At 49.0% G+C, this 26,122-nt stretch carries 25 protein-coding genes and 5 pseudogenes; 13 read left to right on the top strand and 17 right to left on the bottom strand.

Annotation, left to right across the window (positions count from 1 at the left end):
- Positions 1–56 precede the first annotated feature (56 nt).
- Positions 57–884: a hypothetical protein gene (locus TURPA_RS17275; RefSeq protein WP_014804565.1), complete on the bottom strand. Its 828-nt coding sequence runs from the start codon at positions 882–884 to the stop codon at positions 57–59.
- A 774-nt stretch (positions 885–1,658) separates the two neighbouring features.
- Here TURPA_RS17275 and TURPA_RS24260 point away from each other — a divergent pair.
- Together TURPA_RS24260 and TURPA_RS17260 are read left to right on the top strand one after the other, a co-directional pair.
- Positions 1,659–1,973: pseudogene (locus tag TURPA_RS24260) on the top strand (hypothetical protein); the annotation flags it as partial.
- Between the two features lie 429 nt (positions 1,974–2,402).
- Positions 2,403–3,627, top strand: a pseudogene (locus TURPA_RS17260) (IS3 family transposase); the annotation flags it as partial.
- A gap of 48 nt (positions 3,628–3,675) precedes the next feature.
- On the opposite strand, the pseudogene TURPA_RS17255 reads toward TURPA_RS17260, so the two are convergent.
- The 6 genes and pseudogenes from TURPA_RS17255 to TURPA_RS17225 form a co-directional block, all read right to left on the bottom strand.
- Positions 3,676–3,924: pseudogene (locus tag TURPA_RS17255) on the bottom strand (BrnT family toxin); the annotation flags it as partial.
- A gap of 355 nt (positions 3,925–4,279) precedes the next feature.
- Positions 4,280–4,576, bottom strand: a complete 297-nt coding sequence (locus tag TURPA_RS24405) for a type II toxin-antitoxin system RelE/ParE family toxin (RefSeq protein ID WP_014804563.1) — start codon at positions 4,574–4,576, stop codon at positions 4,280–4,282.
- Entirely contained in the window at positions 4,561–4,755 is a 195-nt protein-coding gene (locus tag TURPA_RS17245; RefSeq protein WP_014804562.1) for a hypothetical protein, read from the bottom strand. Before TURPA_RS17245 ends, TURPA_RS24405 begins: the two co-directional genes overlap by 16 nt.
- A 385-nt stretch (positions 4,756–5,140) precedes the next feature.
- Positions 5,141–5,539 (bottom strand): putative toxin-antitoxin system toxin component, PIN family, encoded by a 399-nt coding sequence (locus TURPA_RS17235; protein ID WP_014804561.1) that lies wholly within the window; start codon positions 5,537–5,539, stop codon positions 5,141–5,143.
- The gene (locus TURPA_RS17230; protein ID WP_014804560.1) at positions 5,536–5,805 is read right to left on the bottom strand and encodes an AbrB/MazE/SpoVT family DNA-binding domain-containing protein; all 270 of its coding nucleotides are present in this window, start codon (positions 5,803–5,805) and stop codon (positions 5,536–5,538) included. The genes TURPA_RS17235 and TURPA_RS17230 overlap by 4 nt, the downstream gene beginning before the upstream one ends.
- Before the next feature lie 362 nt (positions 5,806–6,167).
- Positions 6,168–6,716 carry a hypothetical protein gene (locus TURPA_RS17225; RefSeq protein ID WP_014804559.1) on the bottom strand — a complete coding sequence of 183 codons (549 nt, stop codon included), beginning with the start codon at positions 6,714–6,716 and terminating at the stop codon, positions 6,168–6,170.
- 1,381 nt (positions 6,717–8,097) lie between these two features.
- Here TURPA_RS17225 and TURPA_RS17220 point away from each other — a divergent pair.
- Together TURPA_RS17220 and TURPA_RS17215 are read left to right on the top strand one after the other, a co-directional pair.
- Positions 8,098–8,382 carry a BrnT family toxin gene (locus tag TURPA_RS17220; protein ID WP_041949521.1) on the top strand — a complete coding sequence of 95 codons (285 nt, stop codon included), beginning with the start codon at positions 8,098–8,100 and terminating at the stop codon, positions 8,380–8,382.
- A 3-nt stretch (positions 8,383–8,385) separates the two neighbouring features.
- Positions 8,386–8,631 (top strand): BrnA antitoxin family protein, encoded by a 246-nt coding sequence (locus tag TURPA_RS17215; protein WP_014804557.1) that lies wholly within the window; start codon positions 8,386–8,388, stop codon positions 8,629–8,631.
- Positions 8,632–8,945: 314 nt separating this feature from the next.
- On the opposite strand, the gene TURPA_RS17210 is transcribed toward TURPA_RS17215, so the two are convergent.
- Positions 8,946–9,938, bottom strand: coding sequence for a competence protein CoiA family protein (locus TURPA_RS17210; RefSeq protein ID WP_014804556.1), 993 nt, complete (start codon positions 9,936–9,938; stop codon positions 8,946–8,948).
- Between the two features lie 929 nt (positions 9,939–10,867).
- Here TURPA_RS17210 and TURPA_RS17205 point away from each other — a divergent pair.
- Positions 10,868–11,824, top strand: a complete 957-nt coding sequence (locus tag TURPA_RS17205) for an SH3 domain-containing protein (RefSeq protein WP_014804555.1) — start codon at positions 10,868–10,870, stop codon at positions 11,822–11,824.
- Positions 11,825–12,112: 288 nt separating this feature from the next.
- On the opposite strand, the gene TURPA_RS17195 is transcribed toward TURPA_RS17205, so the two are convergent.
- The 4 genes from TURPA_RS17195 to TURPA_RS17180 form a co-directional block, all read right to left on the bottom strand.
- Positions 12,113–12,847, bottom strand: a complete 735-nt coding sequence (locus tag TURPA_RS17195; protein WP_014804554.1) for an SH3 domain-containing protein — start codon at positions 12,845–12,847, stop codon at positions 12,113–12,115.
- 258 nt (positions 12,848–13,105) lie between these two features.
- Entirely contained in the window at positions 13,106–13,828 is a 723-nt protein-coding gene (locus tag TURPA_RS17190) for an SH3 domain-containing protein (protein ID WP_014804553.1), read from the bottom strand.
- Between the two features lie 249 nt (positions 13,829–14,077).
- Positions 14,078–14,623: a hypothetical protein gene (locus TURPA_RS17185; protein WP_041948643.1), complete on the bottom strand. Its 546-nt coding sequence runs from the start codon at positions 14,621–14,623 to the stop codon at positions 14,078–14,080.
- A 225-nt stretch (positions 14,624–14,848) separates the two neighbouring features.
- Positions 14,849–15,517, bottom strand: a complete 669-nt coding sequence (locus TURPA_RS17180; protein WP_014804524.1) for an SH3 domain-containing protein — start codon at positions 15,515–15,517, stop codon at positions 14,849–14,851.
- Between the two features lie 276 nt (positions 15,518–15,793).
- On the opposite strand from TURPA_RS17180, the gene TURPA_RS23635 reads away from it, so the two are divergent.
- Together TURPA_RS23635 and TURPA_RS23630 are read left to right on the top strand one after the other, a co-directional pair.
- Positions 15,794–15,979: a hypothetical protein gene (locus TURPA_RS23635; RefSeq protein WP_157210565.1), complete on the top strand. Its 186-nt coding sequence runs from the start codon at positions 15,794–15,796 to the stop codon at positions 15,977–15,979.
- 1,393 nt (positions 15,980–17,372) lie between these two features.
- Positions 17,373–17,633: pseudogene (locus TURPA_RS23630) on the top strand (hypothetical protein); the annotation flags it as partial.
- 264 nt (positions 17,634–17,897) lie between these two features.
- Here TURPA_RS23630 and TURPA_RS23625 read toward each other — a convergent pair.
- The gene (locus TURPA_RS23625) at positions 17,898–18,197 is read right to left on the bottom strand and encodes a hypothetical protein (protein WP_157210564.1); all 300 of its coding nucleotides are present in this window, start codon (positions 18,195–18,197) and stop codon (positions 17,898–17,900) included.
- Between the two features lie 486 nt (positions 18,198–18,683).
- On the opposite strand from TURPA_RS23625, the pseudogene TURPA_RS17160 reads away from it, so the two are divergent.
- The 3 genes and pseudogenes from TURPA_RS17160 to TURPA_RS17150 form a co-directional block, all read left to right on the top strand.
- Positions 18,684–18,944: pseudogene (locus TURPA_RS17160) on the top strand (hypothetical protein); the annotation flags it as partial.
- A gap of 534 nt (positions 18,945–19,478) precedes the next feature.
- Entirely contained in the window at positions 19,479–19,667 is a 189-nt protein-coding gene (locus tag TURPA_RS17155) for a hypothetical protein (protein WP_014804548.1), read from the top strand.
- A gap of 4 nt (positions 19,668–19,671) precedes the next feature.
- The gene (locus TURPA_RS17150; RefSeq protein WP_041948639.1) at positions 19,672–20,337 is read left to right on the top strand and encodes a hypothetical protein; all 666 of its coding nucleotides are present in this window, start codon (positions 19,672–19,674) and stop codon (positions 20,335–20,337) included.
- Positions 20,338–21,509: 1,172 nt separating this feature from the next.
- Here the strand turns inward: TURPA_RS17150 and TURPA_RS17135 are convergent.
- Together TURPA_RS17135 and TURPA_RS17130 are read right to left on the bottom strand one after the other, a co-directional pair.
- Positions 21,510–21,983, bottom strand: a complete 474-nt coding sequence (locus TURPA_RS17135; protein WP_014804545.1) for an SRPBCC family protein — start codon at positions 21,981–21,983, stop codon at positions 21,510–21,512.
- A gap of 405 nt (positions 21,984–22,388) precedes the next feature.
- Positions 22,389–22,706, bottom strand: coding sequence for a hypothetical protein (locus TURPA_RS17130; RefSeq protein ID WP_014804544.1), 318 nt, complete (start codon positions 22,704–22,706; stop codon positions 22,389–22,391).
- A 479-nt stretch (positions 22,707–23,185) separates the two neighbouring features.
- On the opposite strand from TURPA_RS17130, the gene TURPA_RS17125 reads away from it, so the two are divergent.
- From TURPA_RS17125 to TURPA_RS17115, 3 genes are all read left to right on the top strand, one after another.
- Positions 23,186–23,488 carry a type II toxin-antitoxin system MqsR family toxin gene (locus TURPA_RS17125; RefSeq protein WP_014804543.1) on the top strand — a complete coding sequence of 101 codons (303 nt, stop codon included), beginning with the start codon at positions 23,186–23,188 and terminating at the stop codon, positions 23,486–23,488.
- A 7-nt stretch (positions 23,489–23,495) separates the two neighbouring features.
- Positions 23,496–23,930 (top strand): helix-turn-helix domain-containing protein, encoded by a 435-nt coding sequence (locus tag TURPA_RS17120; RefSeq protein WP_014804542.1) that lies wholly within the window; start codon positions 23,496–23,498, stop codon positions 23,928–23,930.
- A gap of 375 nt (positions 23,931–24,305) precedes the next feature.
- Positions 24,306–24,761, top strand: coding sequence for an SRPBCC family protein (locus TURPA_RS17115; protein WP_041949517.1), 456 nt, complete (start codon positions 24,306–24,308; stop codon positions 24,759–24,761).
- A 402-nt stretch (positions 24,762–25,163) separates the two neighbouring features.
- On the opposite strand, the gene TURPA_RS17110 is transcribed toward TURPA_RS17115, so the two are convergent.
- Together TURPA_RS17110 and TURPA_RS17105 are read right to left on the bottom strand one after the other, a co-directional pair.
- Complete coding sequence (locus tag TURPA_RS17110) at positions 25,164–25,523, bottom strand: hypothetical protein (protein WP_014804540.1); 360 nt, start codon at positions 25,521–25,523, stop codon at positions 25,164–25,166.
- 6 nt (positions 25,524–25,529) lie between these two features.
- The gene (locus TURPA_RS17105; protein ID WP_014804539.1) at positions 25,530–26,078 is read right to left on the bottom strand and encodes a Panacea domain-containing protein; all 549 of its coding nucleotides are present in this window, start codon (positions 26,076–26,078) and stop codon (positions 25,530–25,532) included.
- Between the last annotated feature and the right edge of the window lie 44 nt (positions 26,079–26,122).

Raw genomic sequence — 26,122 nt, 5'->3', positions numbered from 1 at the left:
CCGCAGCGAGCGCAGCAGGTAAAATTTGTTGTGTGCAGTGCAAGATTCGGCAAGATTTATTTTGAACTGCTTGCGGCATAAGTTTGTCCTGAGATAATGGAACCGGGGTGAGGGAGCTTGAAAAAATCATGGAAATCACTTAAAAAAGAATCAAGCTCATAGCGAGGTGGGGCTTGAAAGACTGGAGAAAGTATTTCAGTGCACGTGACACCCTTGCCGCCTGCGCCTGCTGGAGTTAGGGATATTAGACCTATACCAAAATGTTGAGAGATTTCGAGAAGGCGGCCCGCCTCTTTTGCGTACATAATATCAGGTCTTTCGTAGCAAGCCAGAATTGTCTGATGTGAAAAGCGCCGGTAATTACAAGCTTGCCATATTGCATAAACCGAAAATGAAAGCTTTACCTCAAATGTTGTTAATTCAATTTCATGACCGACAAAATTCTCAAATTCATAGACTTGCCACGCAATTAAGTCTGGATTCTCCCAGGATTTTCGTCGATGGTTATTGCCGATAATGGCCGCATCGGAAAAGCCATATTTTGGGCTATTTAAGGCCCAACTGTTAACGTACGGATAGAGAGACTCCTCTGTTTTTGTAGGCGACAGTAGTTTTTGAATCTCTGTTTCCTCGACCGTCTTGGCCTCTGAAATGGCCTTATCATCAATCTTTGGGATTGCCGTCTCGGGGGTCTTTAGTCGAATGCCGCCACCTCGCGCGCGATAAAGTATGACTTTATCTTGAGCAATGAGATATTCTTTTAGAACCTCAAAACCTTGTTCATCAAGACTGAGATTCTTCCGCAAAGTTTGTTGCCCGCGAGTGCCAGCTTGCAAATCTGCTACGGCTTTTGCTTCGAGTTCTTTTAATTCTTTCTCAGTCATATTACCTCTTCATCAAAAATCTATTTCTTGCATTGCACACAACGTTGATTTTACGCTGACGTGCGCCTGCGGGTGTAAAGTGTTTTGCATTTCAACCATTGCGTTTTACGCGAAGCGCATGTGCCCGCAGCGCCTGCCTGAGGAGCACCAAACAAGCGTCCCGCTTGTGCGACGAAGGCATCTTTGGCGCGAAGGGCCGAGCACGCGACCCAACGCAGTGGTCGCGGCGCAGCGCGTAAAATTTGTTCTATGTCGTTGCCGTCAAGCGGTCGCTTAGGAGCAGGGCTGTGGCGTGTTCGCAAAACCCGTACTTTACCAGTCGAGGCGCCTGAGGTTAAATGAAAGCGGAGTTCGCGAGCTTTCAGTAATTCCCGCCGCGTACGAATGAATGAAGGCTCGCGAACGTAGCGCGATGCCAATGTGGATTTAGCGCACCATGACTCTTTGCGGGTTTTGCGAATACGCCTGTGTAAAAACTCTTGCAGCGATCGCGGAGCGTCGCGATCTTCATCTATAGCAGTCGTTACACAACCAGCGTTGAAGCCTGGAAGGAGCTTACAATGACGAGGCGCTCTTCGGCTTTTCTACTTCTTCGCGATGCTAGGCAATGACATAGAACGTTTGATTTTGCAAGACGATTTGGGGTGTGCCGTCTTCGGCGCAACCCAAATTGTGTCGAAGGCGACTGCGGCGCGCCCGCCAATGAAGCTCAACCGAGCTGCGGGCGTCGACGCATCTTCGTCGCCGAGACCGAGCACGCCTTTCGCGTAGCGAATGGCGGCGCAGCTTGTAAAATCTGTTGCCCGCCGTGCCGACTCGCGAGCGCGACGTCGCATTGATCGGGCAGGGGCCAATCGCTCTCAAGCTCGCGATGCGTGGCCTGCGAAGCCGCAATACCGAATTCGAACAAATAGTAGGATTTCTGACGCTCACGAACCTCGATACCAGGAGCGCCCACCGAGCAGTCGTGCTTGCGCCAACCGGCAAACTCTAATCTTCACGCAAATAGCAAGCCGCAAGCTCGACTGCACACAGTGCTTCTTCTATTTTTCGGCCACGCATAGGCATGGCGGGCAACGGTGGATTTACCTGACGTCGATGGTGCGCCGCACAATAGATGCAGTCTTCTTACAGAAGCCGCTCTTGGCGCGCCATCGATGTGCCGCAGGTGGCTGCGTTGCGCCCGCCAATTAAGCTCGACAGAGCGCGGGCGTCAACGCATTTCAGGCCACCGGAGGCCGAGCACCCGAGGAGCTACGGCACCGCAGGGAGCGCAGCAGGTAAATCTTGTTGTGTGCAGTAGCAAGAATGTCACCAAATATATGTCCAATTCATTCCATAATACGTTTTGAAAACCAACCCTTGATTTAATTCGGAAAAGAAGAGGCTTCTGACAGAAATATATGGACTCAACAATACGTTTTCGTTAACTCGTATTTTTATTGTTGGATCGATGCTGTAGCGACCCCCTAAATCACCGGACACCTTATCCTGCTCCTAAGACATAGGAGTAGTGATATGAATAATGATAGTACTAAGGCTAAGGTAGAGTTAGTCACAACCGTCCAGCGGCGGCGCAGATGGTCGGTCGCGGAGAAACTGGAGATTCTGGTAGAGGCCGAACAGCCCGGTATGAGCATGTCGTATGTGGCCCGAAAACATGGAATCGCAGCGACGCAGATTTTCAAATGGAAAAAGCTGAAAGAGGCTGGCGCTCTGACGGCTGTTGGCAGCGAAGAGGAAGTATTGCCCGTATCGCAGGTCAGGCAGCTCCAAGAGCGCATCCGTCGGCTGGAGAGCATTTTGGGTCGTAAGACGGAAGAAGTTGAAATCCTCAAGGAAGCCGTGCGTATTGGACGCGAAAAAAAACTGATCTCGCACAAGCCATTGCGCGGCATCGAGGGTTTCGAGTGAATCAGGTAGCGGATGTATTGCGCGTATCTCGATCCAACCTCTATGAAAGCTTGAAATCCTCACGACGCGGAAATAAAACCGACCAGACGGTAGATGAACGAGTACTGCCGGAAATCCGACGCATCTGTGATGAAAGACCGACTTACGGGTATAGACGCGTGACAGCAATGCTCAACAAAACCCTTGAAAAACAAGGCTTTTCACGCGTGAATAAGAAGCGCGTCTACCGATTGATGAAGGTGCACCAGTTGCTGCTGCAAAAAGTTGCAAGCCGTCGCACCCTTGTGCATGATGGCAGAATCATCACGGCGAAAAGTGACGTGCGCTGGTGCATGGATATATTTGGCGTGCTTACCTGGGATGGCACTCACGTCTGGGTGGCGTTTGTTCTGGATTGCCACGATCGGCAAGTCATCAATCACTTTAGCAGCACCGTCGGCATCGACGGTCTGAACATTCGCGACATGCTGCTCGGTGCAGTCGAAGAGCGCTTTGGCAAGGCTGAATGCCCACACACCATTCAACTGCTCAGTGATAATGGCCCACAATTCACGAGCCGTGAAACGGTTCATTTTGCATCTTCCATCGGCTTTCAAGTCTGCACGACGCCTGCCTATAGCCCTGAAAGCAACGGTATGGCCGAAGCATTTGTGAAAACATTCAAGCGCGATTACGTTTACATAAATCGCCTTGAATCCGCGTGGAAAGTAATGCCGCAGATTTCAGACTGGATGCATGACTACAACCATCATGCGCCCCATAAAGGCTTGAAGATGCGTTCGCCGGTTGAATACAGGAACCTAATGGCAGCAGGTTAAGCTGTCCGGTTTTCGGGGGTCACTGCACTTGCGGCATAGTCTCGTTCTTCATCGGGCTCTGCCTTTCGAGCACTAAAGATACGTATGGTACCCCCATTTTGGGGCGTCAATGATAAATGGGCCACGAATAATACTTTAAGGGTCTTTGAAATACCAACAGAAACCCAGCGTTCTTCGGCTTCCGAGTGCTCCTCATCAGGTAAAGACAGGATATTCTTATCCGCGAAGATAGTCGCAGCTTCATTACAAGAAACTCCGTGTTTCTTGATATTTGCTCGATTCTTTGCCTCGTCCCACTCGAAATTCACTATGGCTTAGAGTTTAAGAACTAATCTGAGTGAAAAGTCATTATCAAAACGGTAAAAGTCACATATGAGTTTGCTTTGGCGATATTTCAGACAACGCGGAATTTACCTGACGTTTGGTGGCGCATGTGTCATTATTTCAATCTGTAAAGCCTATTTGCGTCACCAAATGTGTCCGAAGCGCCTGCCCGAGCCCGGCAAAACCAAGCTCCCGCTTGGCCGGGCGCAGGGCATCTCTGGCGCGTAGGGCCGAGCACCCGAGGAGCCACGGCACCGCAGGGAGCGCAGCAGGTAAATTTTGTTGTCTGATGTTTCTAACCCGCGATTGTAAGCCGGAGCCACGGATGGCGCAGGCGCACTAGTGGAAAGGCTCTTGCAAAACCCTTGCACCATGCCAAATCAGACCAATTTCCACAGTTTCTCCACGGACCCTGTATATAATTCGATAATCTTGAAAAATGATTTCTTTATAGTCTTTCTCAGGAAACTCCGGTACTTTTCTGCCCATTAAGGGATGCTGGCCAAGTTCCTTGACGCGCAAGTTAATTTCCCGGGCTAGAAGTCTGGCAAAAGGCGGGGAAAACTGTTCAATATACTGGCAGATAGCTTCAAAGCTTTGTATCGCCGGTTCTGACCACCTTATTCGGAAAGCCATTTAGCCATGCGCCTTTCAACTTCAACGTGATCGATACCGCCATTTTTATCCAAGTCGTTAAAAGCTGCATCTACACGAGCACGAAAATAGAGCTTTTCCATGATATCTGATACTGTAACGGAGTCAGGCAATGAATCTATCATTTTTACCACTTCTTCCTTCACTGTTACTTGTGCCATATGGCACCATAAACAGCCCATTTGATGCTTCAAGGATTTTTCAATTCTATGAAAAATGGCCAAAAACAAGGCGCTATTTCAGGGTGCGACCGCGGCATGGAGGCCGCGAGATTAAGATTGCGGGTTAGAAATGTCAGACAACGTTGATTTTACGCTGACGTTTTGACTTGCTGTGTCTTCGCAGCAAGTCAAAATGTGGTCGTAGCGGCTCGCGGCGGCGCGCAAAAACACACCTCCCGGTGTGCGCGTCGTCCGCGATCTTCTGCTGCGGAGACCCGAGCACGCGACCCAACGAAGTGGTCGCGGCGCAGCGCGTAAAATTTGTTGTCTGAAGTTTCGCGACCATGGGGGAAATATCGCCGCAGCCAAGGATGGCAAGGCGATATTAATGTTTTCGGATAATCTCCAGTAAGAAGGTAGCGGGAGACACGATTTTTATAGGGAAATCTAGAATAGACAATATATCTTTATCACCAATTATAAGATAATCGGCACTTGACGCCAGGCCTAAAGCCAAGATGAAATTGTCATCCGGGTCACGGCAAATATCGACTGTTTGGGTAACGGACACGAAAATTGCCTTTTTGATCAACATATCTTGCCAGTGCGAACCCAATTGCGGATTTTTTGAAAGGCGCTCGATCACCTCAACATACTCAACAAGCAGTTCCGCTGACAGTATGAGTTCAAACTCACCACTAACCCACTTGGATACTATCTGAGCAGGCTTACCAGCCCAAATAATGCCCGAAACAAAGACGTTCGTATCAATAATAACTTTCATCGAGCGCGTTTAGCGCGTGAGGCCTTGATTGCCTTCTGCAAATCCTTTGGGGTCACCTTACGGCTTTTCATGACTTCTCGCGTGCGGCGTATTAGTGCATCAAATTCTGCCTTATCTGGCTCATTAATTTTCTTGAGGAGTAGATTGCTGCCATCTGCTATCACAATAAATTTTGTACCCTCACCGATTGACAATTGAGACCTTATGCTCTTGGGAATTACAACTTGCCCTTTCGAGGACACACTCGTGATTTCTATAGTTTCCATATCGCCCCTCGTAAGAATTTCTTACCACTGGCAAGATACGATATTTGCTATAACCTGGCAAGATATTCTGAGGAGTTTTGAATCGGCCAAGGATGGCCGAAAGCACAACAAATTAAGCGAAATTTCAGCTAACGTGGATTTTACGCTGACGTTTTTTGACGCCTGTGTCATTTAATCAATTTGTAAAGCCGATTTGCGTCAAAAAATGTGGTCGTAGCGGCTCGCGGCGACGCGCGAAAACACACCTCCCGGTGTGCGCGTCGTCCGCGATCTTTGCCGCGGAGACCCGAGCACGCGAGGAGCTACGGCACCGCAGCGGCGCAGCGCGTAAAATTTGTTGTCAGACGTAGCCAATTCGTCCTCTACGGCTTCAGGCCAAAATTTCTTCGATATTTGGTTACATCTAAAACCGTTTCTTTTGTCAATTCAGTAAAGCCATTCTGTTTGCGCAGGTACCAACGATCATCAAGGATACAGTGAGAAATATTCATCCGTGCCTTTGGGCCTTTCTTCGTTTGAACGCGAGTCGATGCCAAAATAAGCTTCTGAAAAACCTTTACTGGGAAAATAAATATGTCCCCCTTATAGCCACTAGGGTGGCTTAAAACATAGGCTAAGAAAAGGTCTTTGCTGACCGGCCTGGAAAACTCCTCTAAGCTAAAAAAACGCCACGAGGTTAAGTCAAAATTGAGCTGTTCCCATTTTGAGCCACAATTGAAAAGGGTTCCATACTTGACCTGAACCTCAATATACTGAACCTGTTGACCTTGCCTTCGTCGTAAAATCAAATCTATTTTCTCTATATCCAGGTAACGACTATAGGGATTAAAGCCATGGTCAAAAAATTCAAATTTGGCTATTGTTTCTCCCTGAATTTCATAATGGCCGGCTTTTTGTTTTAGATTCTTCATGGCTTCATCCAAATATATTCTTGGCTATGTCTGACAACGTTGATTTTACGCTGACGTGCGCCTGCGGGTGTAAAGTGTTTTGCATTTCAACCATTGCGTTTTACGCGAAGCGCATGTGCCCGGAGCGCCTGCCTGAGGAGCACCAAACAAACGTCCCGTTTGTGCGACGAAGGCATCTTTGGCGCGCAGGGCCGAGCACGCGACCCAACGGAGTGGTCGCGGCGCAGCGCGTAAAATTTGTTCTATGTCGTTGCCGTCAAGCGGTCGCTTAGGGGCAGGGCTGTGGCGTGTTCGCAAAACCCGCACTTTATCTGACGATGCGCCAGAGGTTTAATCAAAGCGGAGTTCGCGAGCTCCCAATAATTCCCGCCGCGTACGAATGAATGAAGGCTCGCGAACGTAGCGCGAGACGAGACCTGATCCATCGCGCCGACAACTCTTCGCGGGTTTTGCGAATGCGCCTGTGTAAAACTCTTGCAGCGATCGCGGAGCGTCGCGATCTTCATCTGTAGCAGTCGTTACACAACCCGCGTTGAGGCCTGGAAGGAGCTTACAATGACGAGGCGCTCTTCGGCTTTTCTACCTCTTCGCGACGCTAGGCAATGACATAGAACGTTAGATTTTACTAGACGATTTGGGGTGTGCCGTCTTCGGCGCAACCCAAATTGTGTCGAAGGCGACTGCGGCGCGCCCGCCAATAAAGCTCAACTGAGCTGCGGGCGTCGACGCATCTTCGTCGCCGAGACCGAGCACGCCTTTCGCGTAGCGAATGGCGGCGCAGCTTGTAAAATCTGTTGCCCGCCGTGCCGACTCGCGAGCGCGACGAAGCGTCGATCAGGCAGGGGCCAATTGCTCTCAAGCTCGCGATGCGTGGCCTCTGAAGCCGCAATACCGAATTCGAACGAATGCCAGGATTTCTGACGCACGCGAATCTTGAAGTCGGGAGCGCCAACCTAGCGGTCGTGCTTGCGCAACTCGCCAAATTCTAATCTTCACCCAAATAGCATGCCGCAAGCTCGACTGCACAGAGTGCTTCTTCTATTTTTCGGCCACGCACAGGCATGGCGGGCAACGTTGATTTTATTTGACGTTTTGGCTTGTGTCGTCTTCGGCACAAGCCAAAATGTGTCGTAGGTGACTGCATGGCGCCCGCCAATTAAGCTCGATAGAGCGCGGGCGTCCATGCATCTTCGTCACCGGAGACCGAGCACGCGAGCCAACGAAGTGCTCGCGCGCGCAGCAAATAAAATTTGTTGTCTGCAGTGTTTAGCTTACGTTAGCCGCCGAAGCCACGGAGGGCGTAGGCGGACTTTCTTTGCAAAGCTCTAATAAAGCAGAGAAAAGGTGGACGGCAAGATTGGCTGTATGTACAATGTACTATATGAAGTTAGCGTTCACCTGGGACGAGAATAAGAACGCTTCCAATAAACAAAAACATGGAGTTTCCTTTGAGGAAGCCTCGACAATTTTTAACAGCAGTCCGCTAGAGATATTCGAAGACCCTGATCATTCGGATGCAGAAGATCGGTATATTGCCGTAGGGTTCAGTGATAAAGCTCGGGCACTGATTGTCGTCCATTGTGAAAATAATGTTGGTACTGAAATTCGCATCATATCAGCGAGGAAAGCTACGAATAAAGAAAGGACTGAAGTCTTTGGGGGTTGAATTATGAGAAAAGAATATGATTTTGCAAAATTGAAAAAGGCGAAGCCGAAATACCTGAAGCACCTGAAGGAACCAGTTACCATCCGTTTAGAGCCGCAAATTATCACGTATTTCAAAAGTTTGGCCGAGAAAACAGGGCTCCCGTATCAGTCTCTACTGAATTTTGTTTTGAGGGACTATGCGAATGAGCACAGGGTGCCCAGTGCAAATTGGGGCGTGCCTACCGTTAAGAGTGCCAAGTCAAAGTAGCAAAAAAGAAAACATTTTTGAAATCTTCGCTACCGACAGGGATGTCGGGAGCTCTTTCTCTTTGCTAAACATTGCAGACAACGTTGGATTTACCTGACGTCGATGGTGCGCCGCACAATAAATACAGTCTTCTTCGTGAAGCCGCTCTTGGCGCGCCATCGATGTGCCGCAGGTGGCTGCGTTGCGCCCGCCAATAAAGCTCGACAGAGCGCGGGCGTCAACGCATTTCAGGCCACCGGAGGCCGAGCACGCGAGGAGCTACGGCACCGCAGCGAGCGCAGCAGGTAAATCTTGTTGTGCGATGGGCTTTTGCATCACGGCACTTTGTCTATGAAAATGACAATATACTTGCCGGCTTTGGTTTTTTCAAATATTTCTTCAATGGTTTCTCGAAAGCGAAAAGCGCCATTTCGGCCAGCTACCTGCGCTTGACCTTCAACTATTACGCCCGGCGTCCTGGACAAGTCCAGAATCTCATTGTCACCACGGTAGTACAAATGGCGCACCTTTGAAGGAAAGTTCTGGCCTCTGAAACGGATTGGCATAAAATCAGACCGAGTATTTCTTGTAATTGGAGCCTTCGGATTTACGCTGGAATGAGTGCCTTCTAGATTCAGTAATGGCTGTTCAGCAGGCCATATATTAGAATTTTTTTGGGGGGATTTGTCAGGTTCGGGTCTTGGCGGAATTTGAAAACTCTCTGATGAACGGAACGAATCAAAATTGAATAATTGTGTCTGTGTCCCCTCTGGCAGATTGCCTTTTACAAGGGTTTCTATGTCAGATTCACTCTCAATTTTAACCTGTATGATCGGTATTCCTGATGCAATTTTCTCCTCCGAAACGGGATGTGTCACAAATATTTCAATAAAATAAGTTTGGGATTGGCCCTTTACGAGTATGTCTGGGACAAAACCAGCGTGGCGTTCTTCTATGGCGATGCTCGGTTGGCCGCTCAGGACATTGTAAGGATGCAAAGATTGCGTGTATTCGGTCGAAACGACCCGTTCTGTACCTGATTCAATATGTTGAAGTATTCCATATGCTAAAATATTGAATCCTTGCTGTGCGTCGGTTCGACGCTCTAATTCCTGGCCCAACGCGAGTTTAGCCGCCTGATGCAAATAGGTTTCAGGATCACAAGCGTTACCCTTGTGCGCAAAATGCCGCTGTCGAATTTCACCTGCCCTGAAAATTAGTCTTTGTCTGCAATTTGGGCAGGTATAGTTGCCGCCGCGTTGACCGACGTCCGTAGTAATGAGACGGCCATTCGGATCTAAGGCATGTTCATAAGAAATTTCTTTCATCGGAAATAATGACTTGCAAAAGCCTTTCGCACAACGTTGATTTTACGCTGACGTGCGCCTGCGGGTGTAAAGTGTTTTGTATTTCAACCATGGCGTTTTACGCGAAGCGCATGTGCCCGGAGCGCCTGTCTGAGGAGCACCAAACAAACGTCCCGTTTGTGCGACGAAGGCATCTTTGGCGCGCAGGGCCGAGCACGCGACCCAACGCAGTGGTCGCGGCGCAGCGCGTAAAATTTGTTCTATGTCGTTGCCGTCAAGCGGTCGCTTAGGGGCAGGGCTGTGGCGTGTTCGCAAAACCCGCACTTTACGTGACGAGGAGCCAGAGGTTTATTGAAAGCGGAGTTCGCGAGCTCCCAGTAATTTTCGCCGCGTACGAATGAACGAAGGCTCGCGAACGTAGCGCGATGCCAATGCGGATTTAGCGCGACATGACTCTTTGCGGGTTTTGCGAATACGCCTGCGTAAAAACTCTTGCAGCGATCGCGGTGCGTCGCGATCTTCATCTGTAGCAGTCGTTACACAACCCGCGTTGAGGCCTGGAAGGAGCTTACAATGACGAGGCGCTCTTCGGCTTTTTTATCTCTTCGCGACGCTAGGCAATGACATAGAACGTTGGATTTACGAGAAGTTGATGGTGCGTCGCACAATACAAGCTGGCTTATTAGGAAAGCCGCATACCAAGCACCATCAATTTGCCGAACCCACAGCGTTGCGCCGCACCGAATGCACGTCACGTGCGTGCGGCGTCAACGCTTCTTTGTGGGTGAGGCCGAGCACCCGAGGAGCTACGGCACCGCAGGGAGCGCAGCTCGTAAATCTTGTTCTATGACGTTGGCGCGGCATGCAAGCGAGGCCATGGAGGGCCGAGCGACCCATTTCGGAAGATTTTTGAATTTACGCGCGCTTTCGGACGCAGTTTCTTAACCCTTATGCAATGCTTCAGCTTATCTCGGCCAGTCTTACTAGCAGCATTTCTCTTCGTCAATATTTGCTGCCAGACGGAGCAACGGGGCAACGCGAAGCCCAAGGAAATTTTTCGAGGCGTTTTTGCCTTAGGCGGCTTGAATATTAGAGAAAAGCCTGCTCGAGATTCTGCGAAGCTCGGCTGGGCAGCGGAGAATGAATTCGTGCAAATACTACAATATTCAGATGCGATTACGGAAGTCGAAGGAATTTCAGGAAAATGGGCAAAAGTCTCATATAATTCTATAGAAGGCTGGGTTTTTGAGCCGTTCCTGGCGGCTCAAGAAACTGCAAAGGTCTGTATTCAAACAAAGAGTTACGAAAGCGCTCAATACAAGGCGCCTAATTGGACCTTAAAAATCATTTGTGGCTCAAATGACGAAGATTTATTGCTCAATGCTGCCTGGTACTATAGAAAATGGTGGCGAGATAGAGAGGGTAATTACTTGGAACAGCCGGATCGGAAACGGCAAAGAGAGATTATTAAGAATATTCGAGCAGACCTGAAGATTCAAGACCGGCGCGGTAATGTAGCTTTGGTAAAAAGAACGAGTACGGCCCTTGATTATGCTACCTTCACTGAAAACTCGGATATCTGGATTCTCAAGGATAATTCTTGGCAATTCTACGAAGGTGTTTATGGCTGGGGTAAATCTTTCTTATCAGATCTGAACAATGACGAATTGCCGGATGTGATAACAGAATACGGATGTTGTGGTAACACGCGTGTGAAAGTAATGGTCGGTGAGCCAACCATTGTTCTTAAAACAGTATTTGATCAACATTTCTCGGAAATTGGCGAATATAAACTTATTGCAAAAAAGTGCGAAGCCTTTCGTCTTAGAGGTCGTTTGACGAAACCAGAGGTTAATGCTGAATTTCGTTTTGATTGTGCTAAGAATATCGTCTTTAAATCAAAATAACAATGCCGCAACATCGCCCGCACGGATGCGGGCGGATAAGAGTGCCGCGCCAATGTCATAGAACGTTGGATTTACCTGACGTCGATGGTGCGCCGCACAAAAAATGAAGTCTTCTTAGTGAAGCCGCTCTTGGCGCGCCATCGATGTGCCGCAGGTGGCTGCGTTGCGCCCGCCAATAAAGCTCGACAGAGCGCGGGCGTCAACGCATTTCAGGCCACCGGAGGCCGAGCACGCGAGGAGCCACGGCACCGCAGCGAGCGCAGCAGGTAAATCTTGTTGTGCGATGGTTTAGCGGGGCTTGCCGAATAGATACCCCTTGCGGCATGCAGATGAACCGGGAGAAAATCTTACATTTGGAGGATCATTCTTCTGTCCGGCGATGATTTTTTCAATATTGTCAAGTTGCACATAGCTTTCGGTGTAGGGTTGTGTGGCCCAAATCACTGTAGCCACCCGGTATTTATCATACTCGCAGAAATGTGTGCATCGGATTGGTTTGCCGATTCCTTCCACACGATATTGTTTGCGCTTAGAAATTTCGATGCGGCCAGCGTTAATGCGCCAGCAACCGTGCAGACTGCAATTAGCTTTACATTCATAGCTTTCGTCCTGGTAAAAAGACCCATCAGAACATAACTCGATTTTCACATCTCGTTCAGAGATTTCAATATTCGTTTGCGCTTTGGGCTTTTCACAAATAAACTCGTCAGCAATCTTTGGGGAAATCAGCGGCGCAAACACAAACTCCTGATTTTGACCTGACTTAACTCTAAACCATGCGCCTGAATACGGTATCCCCTTGAGTGTAATAGTCTCGAAAACTTTAAGTTCTTCAATAACCTCTAAGCTTTGTCCGTAGGTTAGTTTTTGTACTATCTTGCCATGCAAACCTGGGGCATCGCGTAGCGCGGCGCCATCATTTGCCGTGACATAAACCTCGAAGGAATCAGCAGACCAGATAGCCGCAGCATAGCCGAGGAGGAGTATTAGTATTGCAATTAGAATAAAAGTCCTGTTAAACATAAATCTTGCCCCGCTAAACTTTCGCACAACGCGGAATTTACCTGGCGTTTGGTGACGCTTGTGTCATTATTTCAATCTGTAAAGCCTATTTGCGTCACCAAATGTGCCCGAAGCGCCTGCCCGAGCCCGGCAAAATCAAGCTCCCGCTTGGCCGGGCGCAGGGCATCTTTGGCGCGTAGGGCCGAGCACGCGAGGAGCTACGGCACCGCAGCGAGCGCAGCAGGTAAATTTTGTTGTGCGATGGAGCTGGGCTCACGGCTAATGCCCTTCTTCAACAAATCCTTGAGAATTGCCGGGATCTTTCGAAAAAGCGACCTTTCCGGTACATTTTGTGACCAAATACTCGCCGCCGTCAACGAAATCATAGCCTTTGACTATATCGATTGGAGTCTGTTTCGGGCAATTCTTACTGCCTATAAATAGATTGTCAATTTTCTGTGGCTTTAAGCGCAGCTTATCACCAGTTAACTCGTATGAGCCGTTCGAGACGTGCTTTAGAGTGCAGGACAAGTTGAATTCTGAAATATGTTCGATTCGATATTGAAAATTTTCTAAGAAGAACAAGCGCCAGGTAAACTCTGAGTAAGTCTTTCCGGTACAATCAAGGCCATAACTAAAGGTTCTTCCGGCGAGTAAGGTAGCTCTGTCGGATTTCAGATAATGGTCAAAAACATATCCGACCTTTCCGGCCCACCGAACTGGAATCCATTTTGCAAAATTGCCATCTATTTGCGCGGTAACCGCGTAGCCTTCACCCGTGATAACTTTATCACCAAATGGAATTAAGGCCACTTTCTTTGACGAAATTTCTGGCTTCTCTCTCAGAAAAACACCGTCTGTAGATACCACGTGAAAAATAAGGTTGGGAACCTGCAATTCTTGGGAACCGATCTCTGATGATTTTTGTGGTCTTACGCCTGCCTTTGTACAAAAGCAAATTATGCTCAAGCTCAAAATGATGGTCTTGAAAGAATATGTCATTGCCCAGCTCTTTCGCACAACGTGGATTTTACGCTGACGTTTTTTGACGCCTGTGTCATTTAATCAATCTGTAAAGCCGATTCGCGTCAAAAAATGTGGTCGTAGCGGCTCGCGGCGACGCGCGAAAACACACCTCCCGGTGTGCGCGTCGTCCGCGATCTTTGCCGCGGAGACCCGAGCACGCGAGGAGCTACTGCACCGCAGCGGCGCAGCGCGTAAAATTTGTTGTCAGCCGTAATTGCTAGGGTCTCAGCGACCGAAGGTCGGTAGCAAGGCTTTCAAAAATTTTGATTTTTCATGTGAATGCTGGCTGTAAAAAATATTGGCTTGAAAAGTTCGAAATGCAAGCCGATCACTCGGTATCCGGACAATGCGAAAATAAATGTGCGCATTTTGAGCCACGTAGTAATCATACCATTTATCTCCCTGGGGAATTGTCGCTGGCTCCCCATGAAGGGATGTAAGCTTATTTCGGACATGACCCTTGAGTTCTTCTTCGTCCCAATCAGGATTGCTGCAAGAATATGAGACTACTATCAAATGATCGTTTTCAAACCAATAAGTTAAGGCGCACCGCGCATTCAAGAGTTTGTCTTCATATGTAAGAGTCTTAATTCGATCTTTGTAATAGGTAGCTTGTCCCTTAGGCTCTGTTTCAAGACGAACAGCTTCATTCTCCTTAACGGTAGATAAAGATTGCCCCCATTCAAATTGGGGCTGTTTTCGCTGGTTGCTAGCGCAGGCGGTTAGGGAGACGAAAATGACTGTGTTCAGAATTAAGTTTCGTTTCAACATATGTTTTGCAATTATGGCTGACAACGTTGATTTTACCTTGACGTTTTTGCTTGTGGCGTCTTCGTCACAAGCAAAAATGTGCCCGAAGCGCCTGCCCGAGCCCGCCAATGCAGGCCCATTGGCCGGCGGGCGCAGGGCATCTTTGGCGCGGAGCGGCCGAGCACGCGACCCAACGAAGTGGTCGCGCGCGCAGCAGGTAAAATTTGTTGTGCGATGGAGCTGGGCTCACGGCGGATTGTTCGTTAGAATAAGCATCTTTGGGCTGTCATAAGAAGCAGCTATGGCAAGCTTCTTTTCGCATTGAGTCACTACAAAGATGCCCTCATCATGACCAGGAATGATTTCCTTCAGGCCAGACGGTAAATTCATCTTTTCGCACCCTTTGCCACCAACAATGCGGTCCGATAAGCTCGTTGCACGCAAAGTAAGTTTACCACCGAAGACGTCATAGCTACCCTCTGCTATGCGCTCTCGATTGCAAGATGTGCCCCATCCAGATATGCGTTCCGAGCGATATTTAAAGGCCGGGAGAAAGATCAAATGCCAAGTATGTTCACTGTATTCAAGCCCAGTGCAACCATTACCAAACACGAATCTTTTATGCGCCAATAGCTGACTGAGTTCATCGGTTAAGAAATAGTCAAATACGTAGCCGGTTTTTTCGCGCCAGGCAACTTTAGCCCAATTTCCGGTTCGACCGCCCACGCTAACAGCAATTCCGTCGACCGAAAGTATACTGACTTTCTCCGCAAATGGAATCAATGCGACTTTTTTAGCAGATGCATCTGGCGCACTGCGCAAGAACAAGCCGTCGGTAGAGGTTACATATAATATCGCCCCTGCTTTTGAAATTCCATTTGGGTCTTTCGAGTCAGCCTCTCTCTTTACAGTCATACTTCGACCGCAGCCCGTTGTTAATAGAAACAAGATGAGCAAAAATCGTCTTAAGAATATGTTCATTGCCCAGCTCTTTCGCACAACGTTAGATTTTACTAGACGATTTGGGGTGTGCCGTCTTCGGCGCAACCCAAATTGTGTCGAAGGCGACTGCGGCGCGCCCGCCAATGAAGCTCAACCGAGCTGCGGGCGTCGACGCATCTTCGTCGCCGAGACCGAGCACGCCTTTCGCGTAGCGAATGGCGGCGCAGCTTGTAAAATCTGTTGCCCGCCGTGCCGACTCGCGAGCGCGACGTCGCATCGATCGGGCAGGGGCCAATCGCTCTCAAGCTCGCGATGCGTGGCCTGCGAAGCCGCAATACCGAATTCGAACGCATAGTAGGATTTCTGACGCACACAAACATCGAAGCCAGGAGCGCCAACCGAGCAGTCGTGCTTGCGCCAGTCGCCAAACTCTAATCTTCACCGAAATAGCAAGCCGCAAGCTCGACTGCACACAGTGCTTCTTCTTATTTTCGGCCACGCATAGGCATGGCGGTCAACGTGGATTTTACGCTGACGTGCGCCTGCGGGTGTAAAGTGTTTTGTATTTCAACCATTGCGTTTTACGCGAAGCGCATGTGCCCGTAGCGCCTGCCCGAGCCCGCCAATGCAGGCCCATTGGCCGGCGGGCGAAGGGCATCTTCGGCGCGTAGGGCCGAGCACGCGACCCAACGCAGTGGTCGCGGCGCAGCGCGTAAAATTTGTTCTATGTCGTTGCCGTCAAGCGATCGCTTAGGGGGTAGGGCTGTGGCGTGTTCGCAAAGCCCGCACTTTACATGACGAGGCGTTGGAGGTTTAAGCAAAGCGGAGTTCGCGAGGCCTCGGTAATTCCCGCCGCGTACGAAAAAACGAAGGCTCGCGAACGTAGCGCAAGACGAAATCTGATCCATCGCGCCGACAACTCTTCGCGGGTTTTGCGAATACGCCTGGGTAAAACTCTTGCAGCGATCGCGGAGCGTCGCGATCTTCAACTGTAGCATCCGTTACACAACCAGCGTTCAAGCCTGGAAGGAGCTTACAATGACGAGGCGCTCTTTGGCTTTTCTACTTCTTCGCGACGCTAGGCAATGACATAGAACGCTTGATTTTACGCTGACGTGCGCCTGCGGGTGTAAAGTGTTTTGCATTTCAACCATTGCGTTTTACGCGAAGCGCATGTGCCCGGAGCGCCTGCCTGAGGAGCACCAAACAAACGTCCCGTTTGTGCGACGAAGGCATCTTTGGCGCGCAGGGCCGAGCACGCGACCCAACGGAGTGGTCGCGGCGCAGCGCGTAAAATTTGTTCTATGTCGTTGCCGTCAAGCGGTCGCTTGGGGGCAGGGCTGTGGCGTGTTCGCAAAACCCGCACTTTATCTGACGAGGCGCCAGAGGTTTAATGAAAGCGGAGTTCGCGAGCTCTCAGTAATTTCCGCCGCGTACGAATGAACGAAGGCTCGCGAACGCAGCGTAAGACGAAACCTGATCCATCGCGCCGACAACTCTTCGCGGGTTTTGCGAATGCGCCTGTGTAAAACTCTTGCAGCGATCGCGGAGCGTCGCGATCTTCATATATAGCAATCGTTACACAACCAGCGTTGAAGCCTGGAAGGAACTTACAATGACGAGGCGCTCTTCTGCCTTTCTATCTCTTCGCGACGCTAGGCAATGACATAGAACGTTTGATTTTACTAGACGATTTGGGGTGTGCCGTCTTCGGCGCAACCCAAATCGTGTCGAAGGCGACTGCGGCGCGCCCGCCAATGAAGCTCGACAGAGCGCGGGCGTCGACGCATCTTTGTCGCCGAGACCGAGCACGCCTTTCGCGTAGCGAATGGCGGCGCAGCTTGTAAAATCTGTTGCCCGCCGTGCCGACTCGCGAGCGCGACGTCGCATTGATCCGGCAGGGGCCAATCGCTCTCAAGCTCGCGATGCGTGGCCTGCGAAGCCGCAATACCGAATTCGAACAAATAGTAGGATTTCTGACGCAGACAAACCTCGAAGCCAGGAGCGCCAACCGAGCAGTCGTGCTTGCGCCAGACGCCAAACTCTAATCTTCACCCAAATAGCAAGCCGCAAGCTCGACTGCACACAGTAATTCTTCTATTTTTCGGCCACGCATAGGCATGGCGGGCAACGCGGAATTTACCTGACGTTTGGTGACGCATGTGTCATTATTTCAACCGGTAAAGCCTATTTGCGTCACCAAATGTGCCCGAAGCGCCTGCCTGAGGAGCACAAAACAAGCGTCCCGCTTGTGCGACGAAGGCATCTTTGGCGCGTAGGGCCGAGCACGCGAGGAGCAACGGCACCGCAGCGAGCGCAGCAGGTAAATTTTGTTGGCCGCCGTACACTATGATTAATCTCCGTCTCCATCGCCGCCACCATCATCTCCGCCATCGCCAAAATCACCAATGTCAAATACATCCCGCCAAGAGGTGCCTCTTTTCCCTTTATCTTTCGGAACCTCTGGGCCATTCTTAATAAATTCTATGATTTTTCCTTTTTCTTTAGGATCTAATCCCGAATTGCTATGCACGGCTCGAATCATTGCCTTAATTTTATCATCTTCTGTCTCTAATTCTTTAGTATGGCTCTCAGCCTTTACTGATTGTGCTAAATTTTCAGAATTTATCGATGTCTCTTTAGGCTGTGCCACGTGGGGAATTAGTAAGCTTTCGAGCTCACCCCTGTCATACCAGACTAAACTGCAATTATAACAGATGTCAACTAAGCATTCAGTCTTATCATTTATTGCGAGTCGCTTTTCAAATTCTTTAGCACACCGAGGGCAATTTCGCAAATCTTCTATTGTATCCTCTGCGTTTTTAAGTTTTATACCGGTAGATTTCGCATTCTTTAAAAGGTACAATAGGGAACCAAGCTGACCGGCACATGCGAAGCAAACCAGGCCTTTTCCATATTCAGTCTTCAGTAAAGTTAACTCTGTTCCATTACAGTTAAGGCATCTCATAGTGTATGGCGGCCAACGTTTGATTTTACTAGACGATTTGGGGTGTGCCGTCTTCGGCGCAACCCAAATCGTGTCGAAGGCGACTGCGGCGCGCCCGCCAATGAAGCTCGACAGAGCGCGGGCGTCGACGCATCTTTGTCGCCGAGACCGAGCACGCCTTTCGCGTAGCGAATGGCGGCGCAGCTTGTAAAATCTGTTGCCCGCCGTGCCGACTCGCGAGCGCGACGTCGCATTGATCCGGCAGGGGCCAATCGCTCTCAAGCTCGCGATGCGTGGCCTGCGAAGCCGCAATACCGAATTCGAACAAATAGTAGGATTTCTGACGCAGACAAACCTCGAAGCCAGGAGCGCCAACCGAGCAGTCGTGCTTGCGCCAGACGCCAAACTCTAATCTTCACCCAAATAGCAAGCCGCAAGCTCGACTGCACACAGTAATTCTTCTATTTTTCGGCCACGCATAGGCATGGCGGGCAACGTTGGATTTACCTGACGTCGATGGTGCGCCGCACAATACCTGCAGTCTTCTTAGTTAAGCTGCTCTTGGCGCGCCATCGATGTGCCGCAGGTGGCTGCGTTGCGCCCGCCAATAGAGCTCGACAGAGCGCGGGCGTCAACGCATTTCAGGCCACCGAAGGCCGAGCACGCGAGGAGCTACGGCACCGCAGCGAGCGCAGCAGGTAAATCTTGTTGTCTGAAGTAATTGCGCCTGTGAGCCCGGCTAGGAGGTCCGGGCGACAAGGATTAAATTCTCAGCACCTGGTATTCTTTGGAATTCTAAGGGCACCGATATCCGTCGATTAGAGAGAGCGATTAAAAAGAAGTTTACAAGCTTGTACTTGACAAATAATTGAAGAATCGGATAACTCCCTTGTTTTGGGGATTGTCGGGGGATATCTCTTGGACCGGCGTCTTTATAAACTTCACCCAGATGAGCAACAACGTGTTGCGAATTATTTCGAGACTGGTATGTCCGTTGATCGACTCGAAAGTTATGATGATTTTGGCGCTTGGAAAATACTAAAGCGTGGATCTGACCGCTGGCTCATGCAGCACTACAATCGGGCCCTGATGTGGGTAGATGTGGATGATGGGAAGGCTAAGTCATATGAACTCGTGATGGGTGATGCAGCCCAGGCTCTCGAAAGGCTTCTTTAAAACCATGAAAAATACGAAAGATAAATTTAATACTATTGGCCAATCAATTTCAATTATTGCGCGAAATTTGATCCCAGTGCTTGGAGTCTACTTTTTTGACTGGTCTATAGGTATATACCTATACTACATCGTTGTTGAAGTATTGTTGATTACATTGACTGCGCCGCTACGATACTTTTGGCTTTCTGACGGTATGGATCTGAGCGGTAGAATCTTGAGTGTAATCTTCCTCGGAGGATTGAACATAGCGGTAAATTTACTTCCTTGTTTCTTTTTATTTGCGATTGCGCTAGGTTTGACACCTGGTAGCAATAACAGCAAATCTTTGGACGTTTCGGATTTCCATCTTCCAATTATCGCCAACCGGTTAGAATTCATCGCCCTCATTATTTCTGTGATATGGGATCAGATTCTTTGGCGACGAAAACATAAGGATACAGCCACGTCAGGCATGGCGGAATTTATTCGATCTATGATTTTTGGCTGGGGAAGCCTCATGTTAATTATCTCGTTTGCCAGTCAATTCAGAGGGGACACTGATTTAGACGTGTTTGCCCAAGCTATGTTGTGGTATTGTGTCTGTATAATGATGTCATTTGAAATTTTCCTCACGTTTGGCGAGGATAAATCTAATCTTTTTCTAAGAAGATTTTTCCCCTCGACGTTTTAGCCCTGTATTACAACCCAAAAGTTTGCTTAAACCACCGGCCTGACGGCAAACGGTTTGCCTTTCGTCAGAATGGGAATTGGAATGGTCTACGAAATCTGTTTAGCGCCGACACGGATGTCGGCGAGGCACAAAGGCGCAATTATTTCAGACAACGTTGGATTTACCTGACGTCGATGGTGCGCCGCACAATAAATACAGTCTTCTTACAGAAGCCGCTCTTGGCGCGCCATCGATGTGCCGCAGGTGGCTGCGTTGCGCCCGCCAATTAAGCTCGATAGAGCGCGGGCGTCAACGCATTTCAGGCCACCGGAGGCCGAGCACGCGAGGAGCCACGGCACCGCAGCGAGCGCAGCAGGTAAATCTTGTTGTGTGACGTAGCGCATGGGTAAAGTAGCTAAGACGCAAATGCTATTTTTTGACCTCAATTCGCAAAATATAATTCTGAAAATATGAAATTCTAACATTCAAACCATTTCTCAATATGCTGCCACTTCGAGCCACCGTGCTCCGAAAACCAGGAGCCAAATGAAATTCTGAATATTCGAAAGTTCTGTTTTGCACCGTAATACTCTCGAGAGCGTGGCCGTGGTAGGGCATCAAACGCATATTTTCTATCGGGCCTTCCACAACATTTATAGAGCCTGACTTTAGCAGTTCGCGCATCTGTTCAAGTTGATTGTGCTCAGAGACTCTCGCTAAGGCTACAGTAATCACTATTAGGGCAGAGAATACCAAGATAAATAGCCGGATGTTTTTGGGAGTCTCTATTCGAATAGAGAACCAAATGATGCATATTGCCGCTAGCGCAAATGGTATCAATGTGTGCAGCCCAAAATATGGGGTCACAGCTTCTTGCAAGAAATCATAATACAGAGCGTACGAAGCGGTGTTCATGGTTTTCTGCTCTTAGAAGAATATCTCTTGCGCTATGTCACACAACGCGGATTTTACAAGACGTTTTGACTTGGAGCGTCTTCGCTTCAAGTCAAAATGTGCCTGAAGCGGCTCGCGAGCCCGCCTAATGCAGCCCCAAAGGGCGGCGGGCGCAGCGATCTTTGCCGCGTAAGGCCGAGCACCCGAGGAGCTACGGCACCGCAGGGAGCGCAGCTTGTAAAATTTGTTGTCGGCCGTAATTGCGCGGCCCCTCAGCCACGGAGGGCTGAGGGGCCTTTTCAAAATGGTTTTCTACGTTCCTTTTCAGGATATGAAGCTTGCCTTGAAATCTCTATATGTGACTTTAGTATCTGAATCGCTCCGCGCCAATAGAATTGCATATGTTGGTAAACAGATTCCGTCGGAAAGTTACTGATCTTTAGTGCTAACCTGCCGCCATTCCTTGCGCCTTCAATTACAAACCGGAGGTACGTGAAATTTTCGGACTCCGCCGGCAAGTTCGAAAGAGAACTCAAATGCGAATATTCCAATAACCGAGGAGGGTTGAAGGCAATAACCTGACCCTTGTTTTGAAAATAGTGGTCATGGAACACCGAAATGATTATTTCATTGCCAATTTGCCAATCGGTCTGCACCGTGATTTCTGCTTTCGGTGGTGACATCCATTTTTGCATCAATGCAGGCTGCGTTAGAAATGCCCATATTTTTTCGACAGGAGCAGAAATGTCCACCTCTATCAAAATGGGTTGCATGATTAACCAGGTGAAATACTATAATCGCAGGGTAATGCAAAAATACCCTCAATCGGCCAGAAGGGCTCGCATGGATGCGAGCGTGGAACAAGCCGCAATTATGGCCGACAACGCGGATTTTACAAGATGTTTTGCCTTGTAGCGTCTTCGCTGCAAGGCAAAATGTGCCTGGAGCGGCTCGCAGTGGCGCACAAAACAAGCGTCCCGCTTGTGCGCCATCTGCGATCTTCGCCGCGCAAGGCCGAGCACCCGAGGAGCTACGGCACCGCAGGGAGCGCAGCTTGTAAAATTTGTTGTACGAAGTGCTGGGCTTGTGGGAATATTCAATATATCCGCCGCGCCCATACTTTGCCGGAGCCAGGAGGGCGGAGGCTTGATATGCGCAACCATATGAATCTTGATTCTCTATTCTTCGCAAAGAATCTCGAAGAATAATTCATCTGGTTTGCTTTGAATAAATCTCAAAGAGTCCGCATAAACGTTCTCGACAAACCCTCCAAAGGAAGTGGAGGTAAAGTCAACGCTGTGCTCCATACTTGGCTGAATCACCTTTCTAACCTTATCGAGGATGAAAAAACCATCAATTCCAAGGATTTTGATATTTTCTCGCCTGCAAGCCTTGATAAATTCAGCAGCGACAATTTTTGTGAAAATGGGCCAACCGCCTGATGTTGTAAACGCCTGGCTAAGAAATTCTGCCTCGATTTTGCTGAGTCCTGCCATGACTTATCCGGAATTGTATTTACCGAATTAAATATTATCCCAGCCCTATGATACGTAAAGCTCATAATGATACGCCGAATGCTAAGGGTATGCCAGTTGCGGCCGACAAGGATGTCGGCCGCCTTAATGCGCGGCTCGGAAAATCTCACATCTGGTACTTTCGGAAAAAACTTCAGCCCAGCATTTCGTACAACGTGGAATTTACACGACGTTTTGGCTGGAGGCGTCTTCGCCGCAAGCCAAAATGTGTCTGAAGCAACTCGCGCACGGCAGGCAAAATGCACATCATTCTTGCCCTGCCGGGCGCGATCTTTGTTGCGGAAGACCGAGCACCCGAGGAGCTACTGCACCGCAGGGAGCGCAGCGTGTCAAATTTTGTTGTGCGATGGGCGGTGTTCGATGAAGCCTGCCTGACAAGGAGGTCAGGCAGGTATATCTTATTTACTTGACGGTGTAAAGTAAATAGAGTATATTTCGTCGTGAATAAGGCTACGCCGCATCACAGTCTTGCGAGAGTTAAAGCCCTAATAAAAGCAGGCAAAGTCAGGGTAACCAATACGGCTAGAAGATCGGCCATGACGGATTTTTCCTTAGATTTGGATGAGCTGGTAGCTGAGGTTGCAGCATTGACGATGGATGATTTTTACAAATCCATGACGACTTATGAGGATCATACTCGTTGGCATGACGTTTATCATAAGCGAGTTCCCCATGGGATGGCTTACATAAAGGTCCAGATCGACTTGGACCAAACGGTGGTAATCTCCTTCAAGGAGAAATGAGGGAATTATGAAAGAGAAAGTGTGGAAAGATTGCCCAGCATGTGGGGCGCACGGTAGCATGGTTCTACGGGGAAACCTGATTGAACGTGTGGACGGCAAAGGATATAAACCCTTTTCAGTGAAGGGGTTGGAAGGATATATCTGCCAGAAATGTCATGATGGTATTTTAACGATTAAGTCAGAAAATCGGCTCCGGGTTGAAATCATGGAAAATCGGGCACGACAGGATTCAGCTCGAATTCCAGCAAGTGCTTTGATTCCAGTCGAGGAAATTGCTAAGAGCTTAAAGGTACCTCGACAGACAGTCCACTGGATGATGCGAGTAGGCAGAATGCCCTTTGTTTACGTAGGGAAGCAAAGATTTCCTTTTAAGGATAAATCAAAGAAAATCTTCGTAAAGGGGCAAAGTCATAAAATGTCAGACCTGGCGAACATTCACTGACTTTCACCTCTGGCTTTGGCCGTGCACGGATGCACGGCGGTTTAAAAATTATCTTCACCGCCTTTCGCACAACGCGGGTTTTACCTTGACGTTTTGGCTTGCTGTGTCTTCGCAGCAAGCCAAAATGTGCCCGGAGCGCCTGCCCGAGCCCGCCAATGCAGGCCCACTGGCCGGCGGGCGCAGGGCATCTTTGGCGCGGAGCGGCCGAGCACACGACCCAGCGAAGCGGTCGTGCGCGCAGCAGGTAAAACTTGTTGTCTGAAGTAATTGCGCCTCTAAGCACGGGCATGGACGCCCGTGCGACGAAACAGGATGTACGCGCAAGAGCGCATTCAGTCTTGGTACACATTCAGACATAAAGCAAAGAAAAACACCATGACTAAATCGATATTCAAATATCAAACCGTGATTCGAACGACCCCGGAAAAACTATGGCATGCGCTGACTACTGCTGATATCATTAAAGAATATTGGTTTGATTCCAGTTTTGAGTGTGACTGGAAAGTTGGATCATCTTGGAAGGCGTATAACGACGGTAAGCTAATGGACTCAGGAGAGATTATCGAAAGCGTTGCTCAAAAGCGCTTGGTAAGAAGTTGGCTTTGCGAATGGCAGCCTGAGTTTAAGGCAGAAGGTAGCGCTCTTTCTACATACGAAATAGAGCCGATTGGGGAGTGTGTGAAGCTTATAGTCACTTATTCAATAGAACGACCCAATTCAAAGTACATCGAAGCTCTACCAGATGGAATATCTATGGTATTATCCAATCTCAAATCGTTGCTGGAGACTGGAGAGCCTGCCTTGAAAATGTCCCGTAAGCAGTTAAAGTAGGCTTTTGGGGGCTTGATTACTTCATGCAGAAATATTGGCCGCTATATTTTTTGCGATGAGTCTTTGTTAAATGCTGAAAAATTAGCTGCGAAATTGAAAATGTAGCTACGATAGGCAAGTTGTGTCGCCACGGATGGCGACAAAGTACAAAGGCGCAATTATTTCAGACAACGTTGGATTTACCTGACGTCGATGGTGTGCCGCACAATAAATGCAGTCTTCTTACAGAAGCCGCTCTTGGCGCGCCATCGATGTGCCGCAGGTGGCTGCGTTGCGCCCGCCAATTAAGCTCGATAGAGCGCGGGCGTCAACGCATTTCAGGCCACCGGAGGCCGAGCACGCGAGGAGCTACGGCACCGCAGCGAGCGCAGCAGGTAAATCTTGTTGTGCGAAGTAAATCAATCAGAAATACTGAAAGTAGAGGTGGAATTTAGGCTTCAGAAATTTCGAGGCTTTGGCGCCGTCTTGTACCTTAGCCAGCGTGGCTGGTAAAAGATTGGCTTGTTGAGTCAGTGCCCCGAGTTTGATGCCATGTGTAATACTATTCAATTCTGGATTAATGGCCTGCCAGTAGAAGACAGCCGATTCTTTCTTGATAAAAGGATGATCGCCAACGTTCAGCAAGCACGATTTATCAGGAATGTTTGCAGAGTCTGTTATGTTCACGCACAGGACTGTGCCATCATCTGGGTTAATATCTGAAATAACTAAGTAAAGATGTGCATGGCCGTTTGGGGCCCCGTAAAACGCCAGGCCTTTCATCAAATGCTAACAGTTTAGGATCTTCTTGACCTTCTGATGACTCTGCTGCTCAAAATCAATGCTCTTAACCAAAGCCTCGTCTTTTTGCAGATGTTTGAAAATCGTCTCAAAATATATCGGTGTCGAAGATCCATTCGGATTAACCCATTCCGGCAATTCATGGCAGATGTCTATGAGCTTCGTATAAGGATAATCCTTGTAAATCTCGTATACGGAGTCTATTATCTCTAAGTCTGCTGGACTAATTTCATCAACTTCTGGCTCTCTCATCAGGCGAACATCGTAACCGTCGGTACTTATGAATTGTGACCAGTAATTTGACGTCGAAGAGGCTACGCCCTTTATGTGGTTATATATTCTGCTCAAAACCGGGCCATTATCCATAGACACCGGAGTGTCACCGGTTAATGAATGGTTCCAGAGTTTTAGGGCTTCGCGATCAATAAGATACAGGATTTTGAGTAATTTAGTATAGTTGATCCGGCCCTTAGACTTCTGGATTATGTGGGCGCAAACCTGTGATACCCGCTTTTCGTCAAATTCAAAGGATACCATAGCGATAATATAGTATCGAACCGGCTATTCGGCCAGTCAAGTAA

The organism is Turneriella parva DSM 21527 (assembly GCF_000266885.1).
Lineage (GTDB): Bacteria > Spirochaetota > Leptospiria > Turneriellales > Turneriellaceae > Turneriella > Turneriella parva.
Note: the sequence above shows the minus strand (reverse complement) of the source record. Positions and strands in the feature narration are given on the sequence as shown.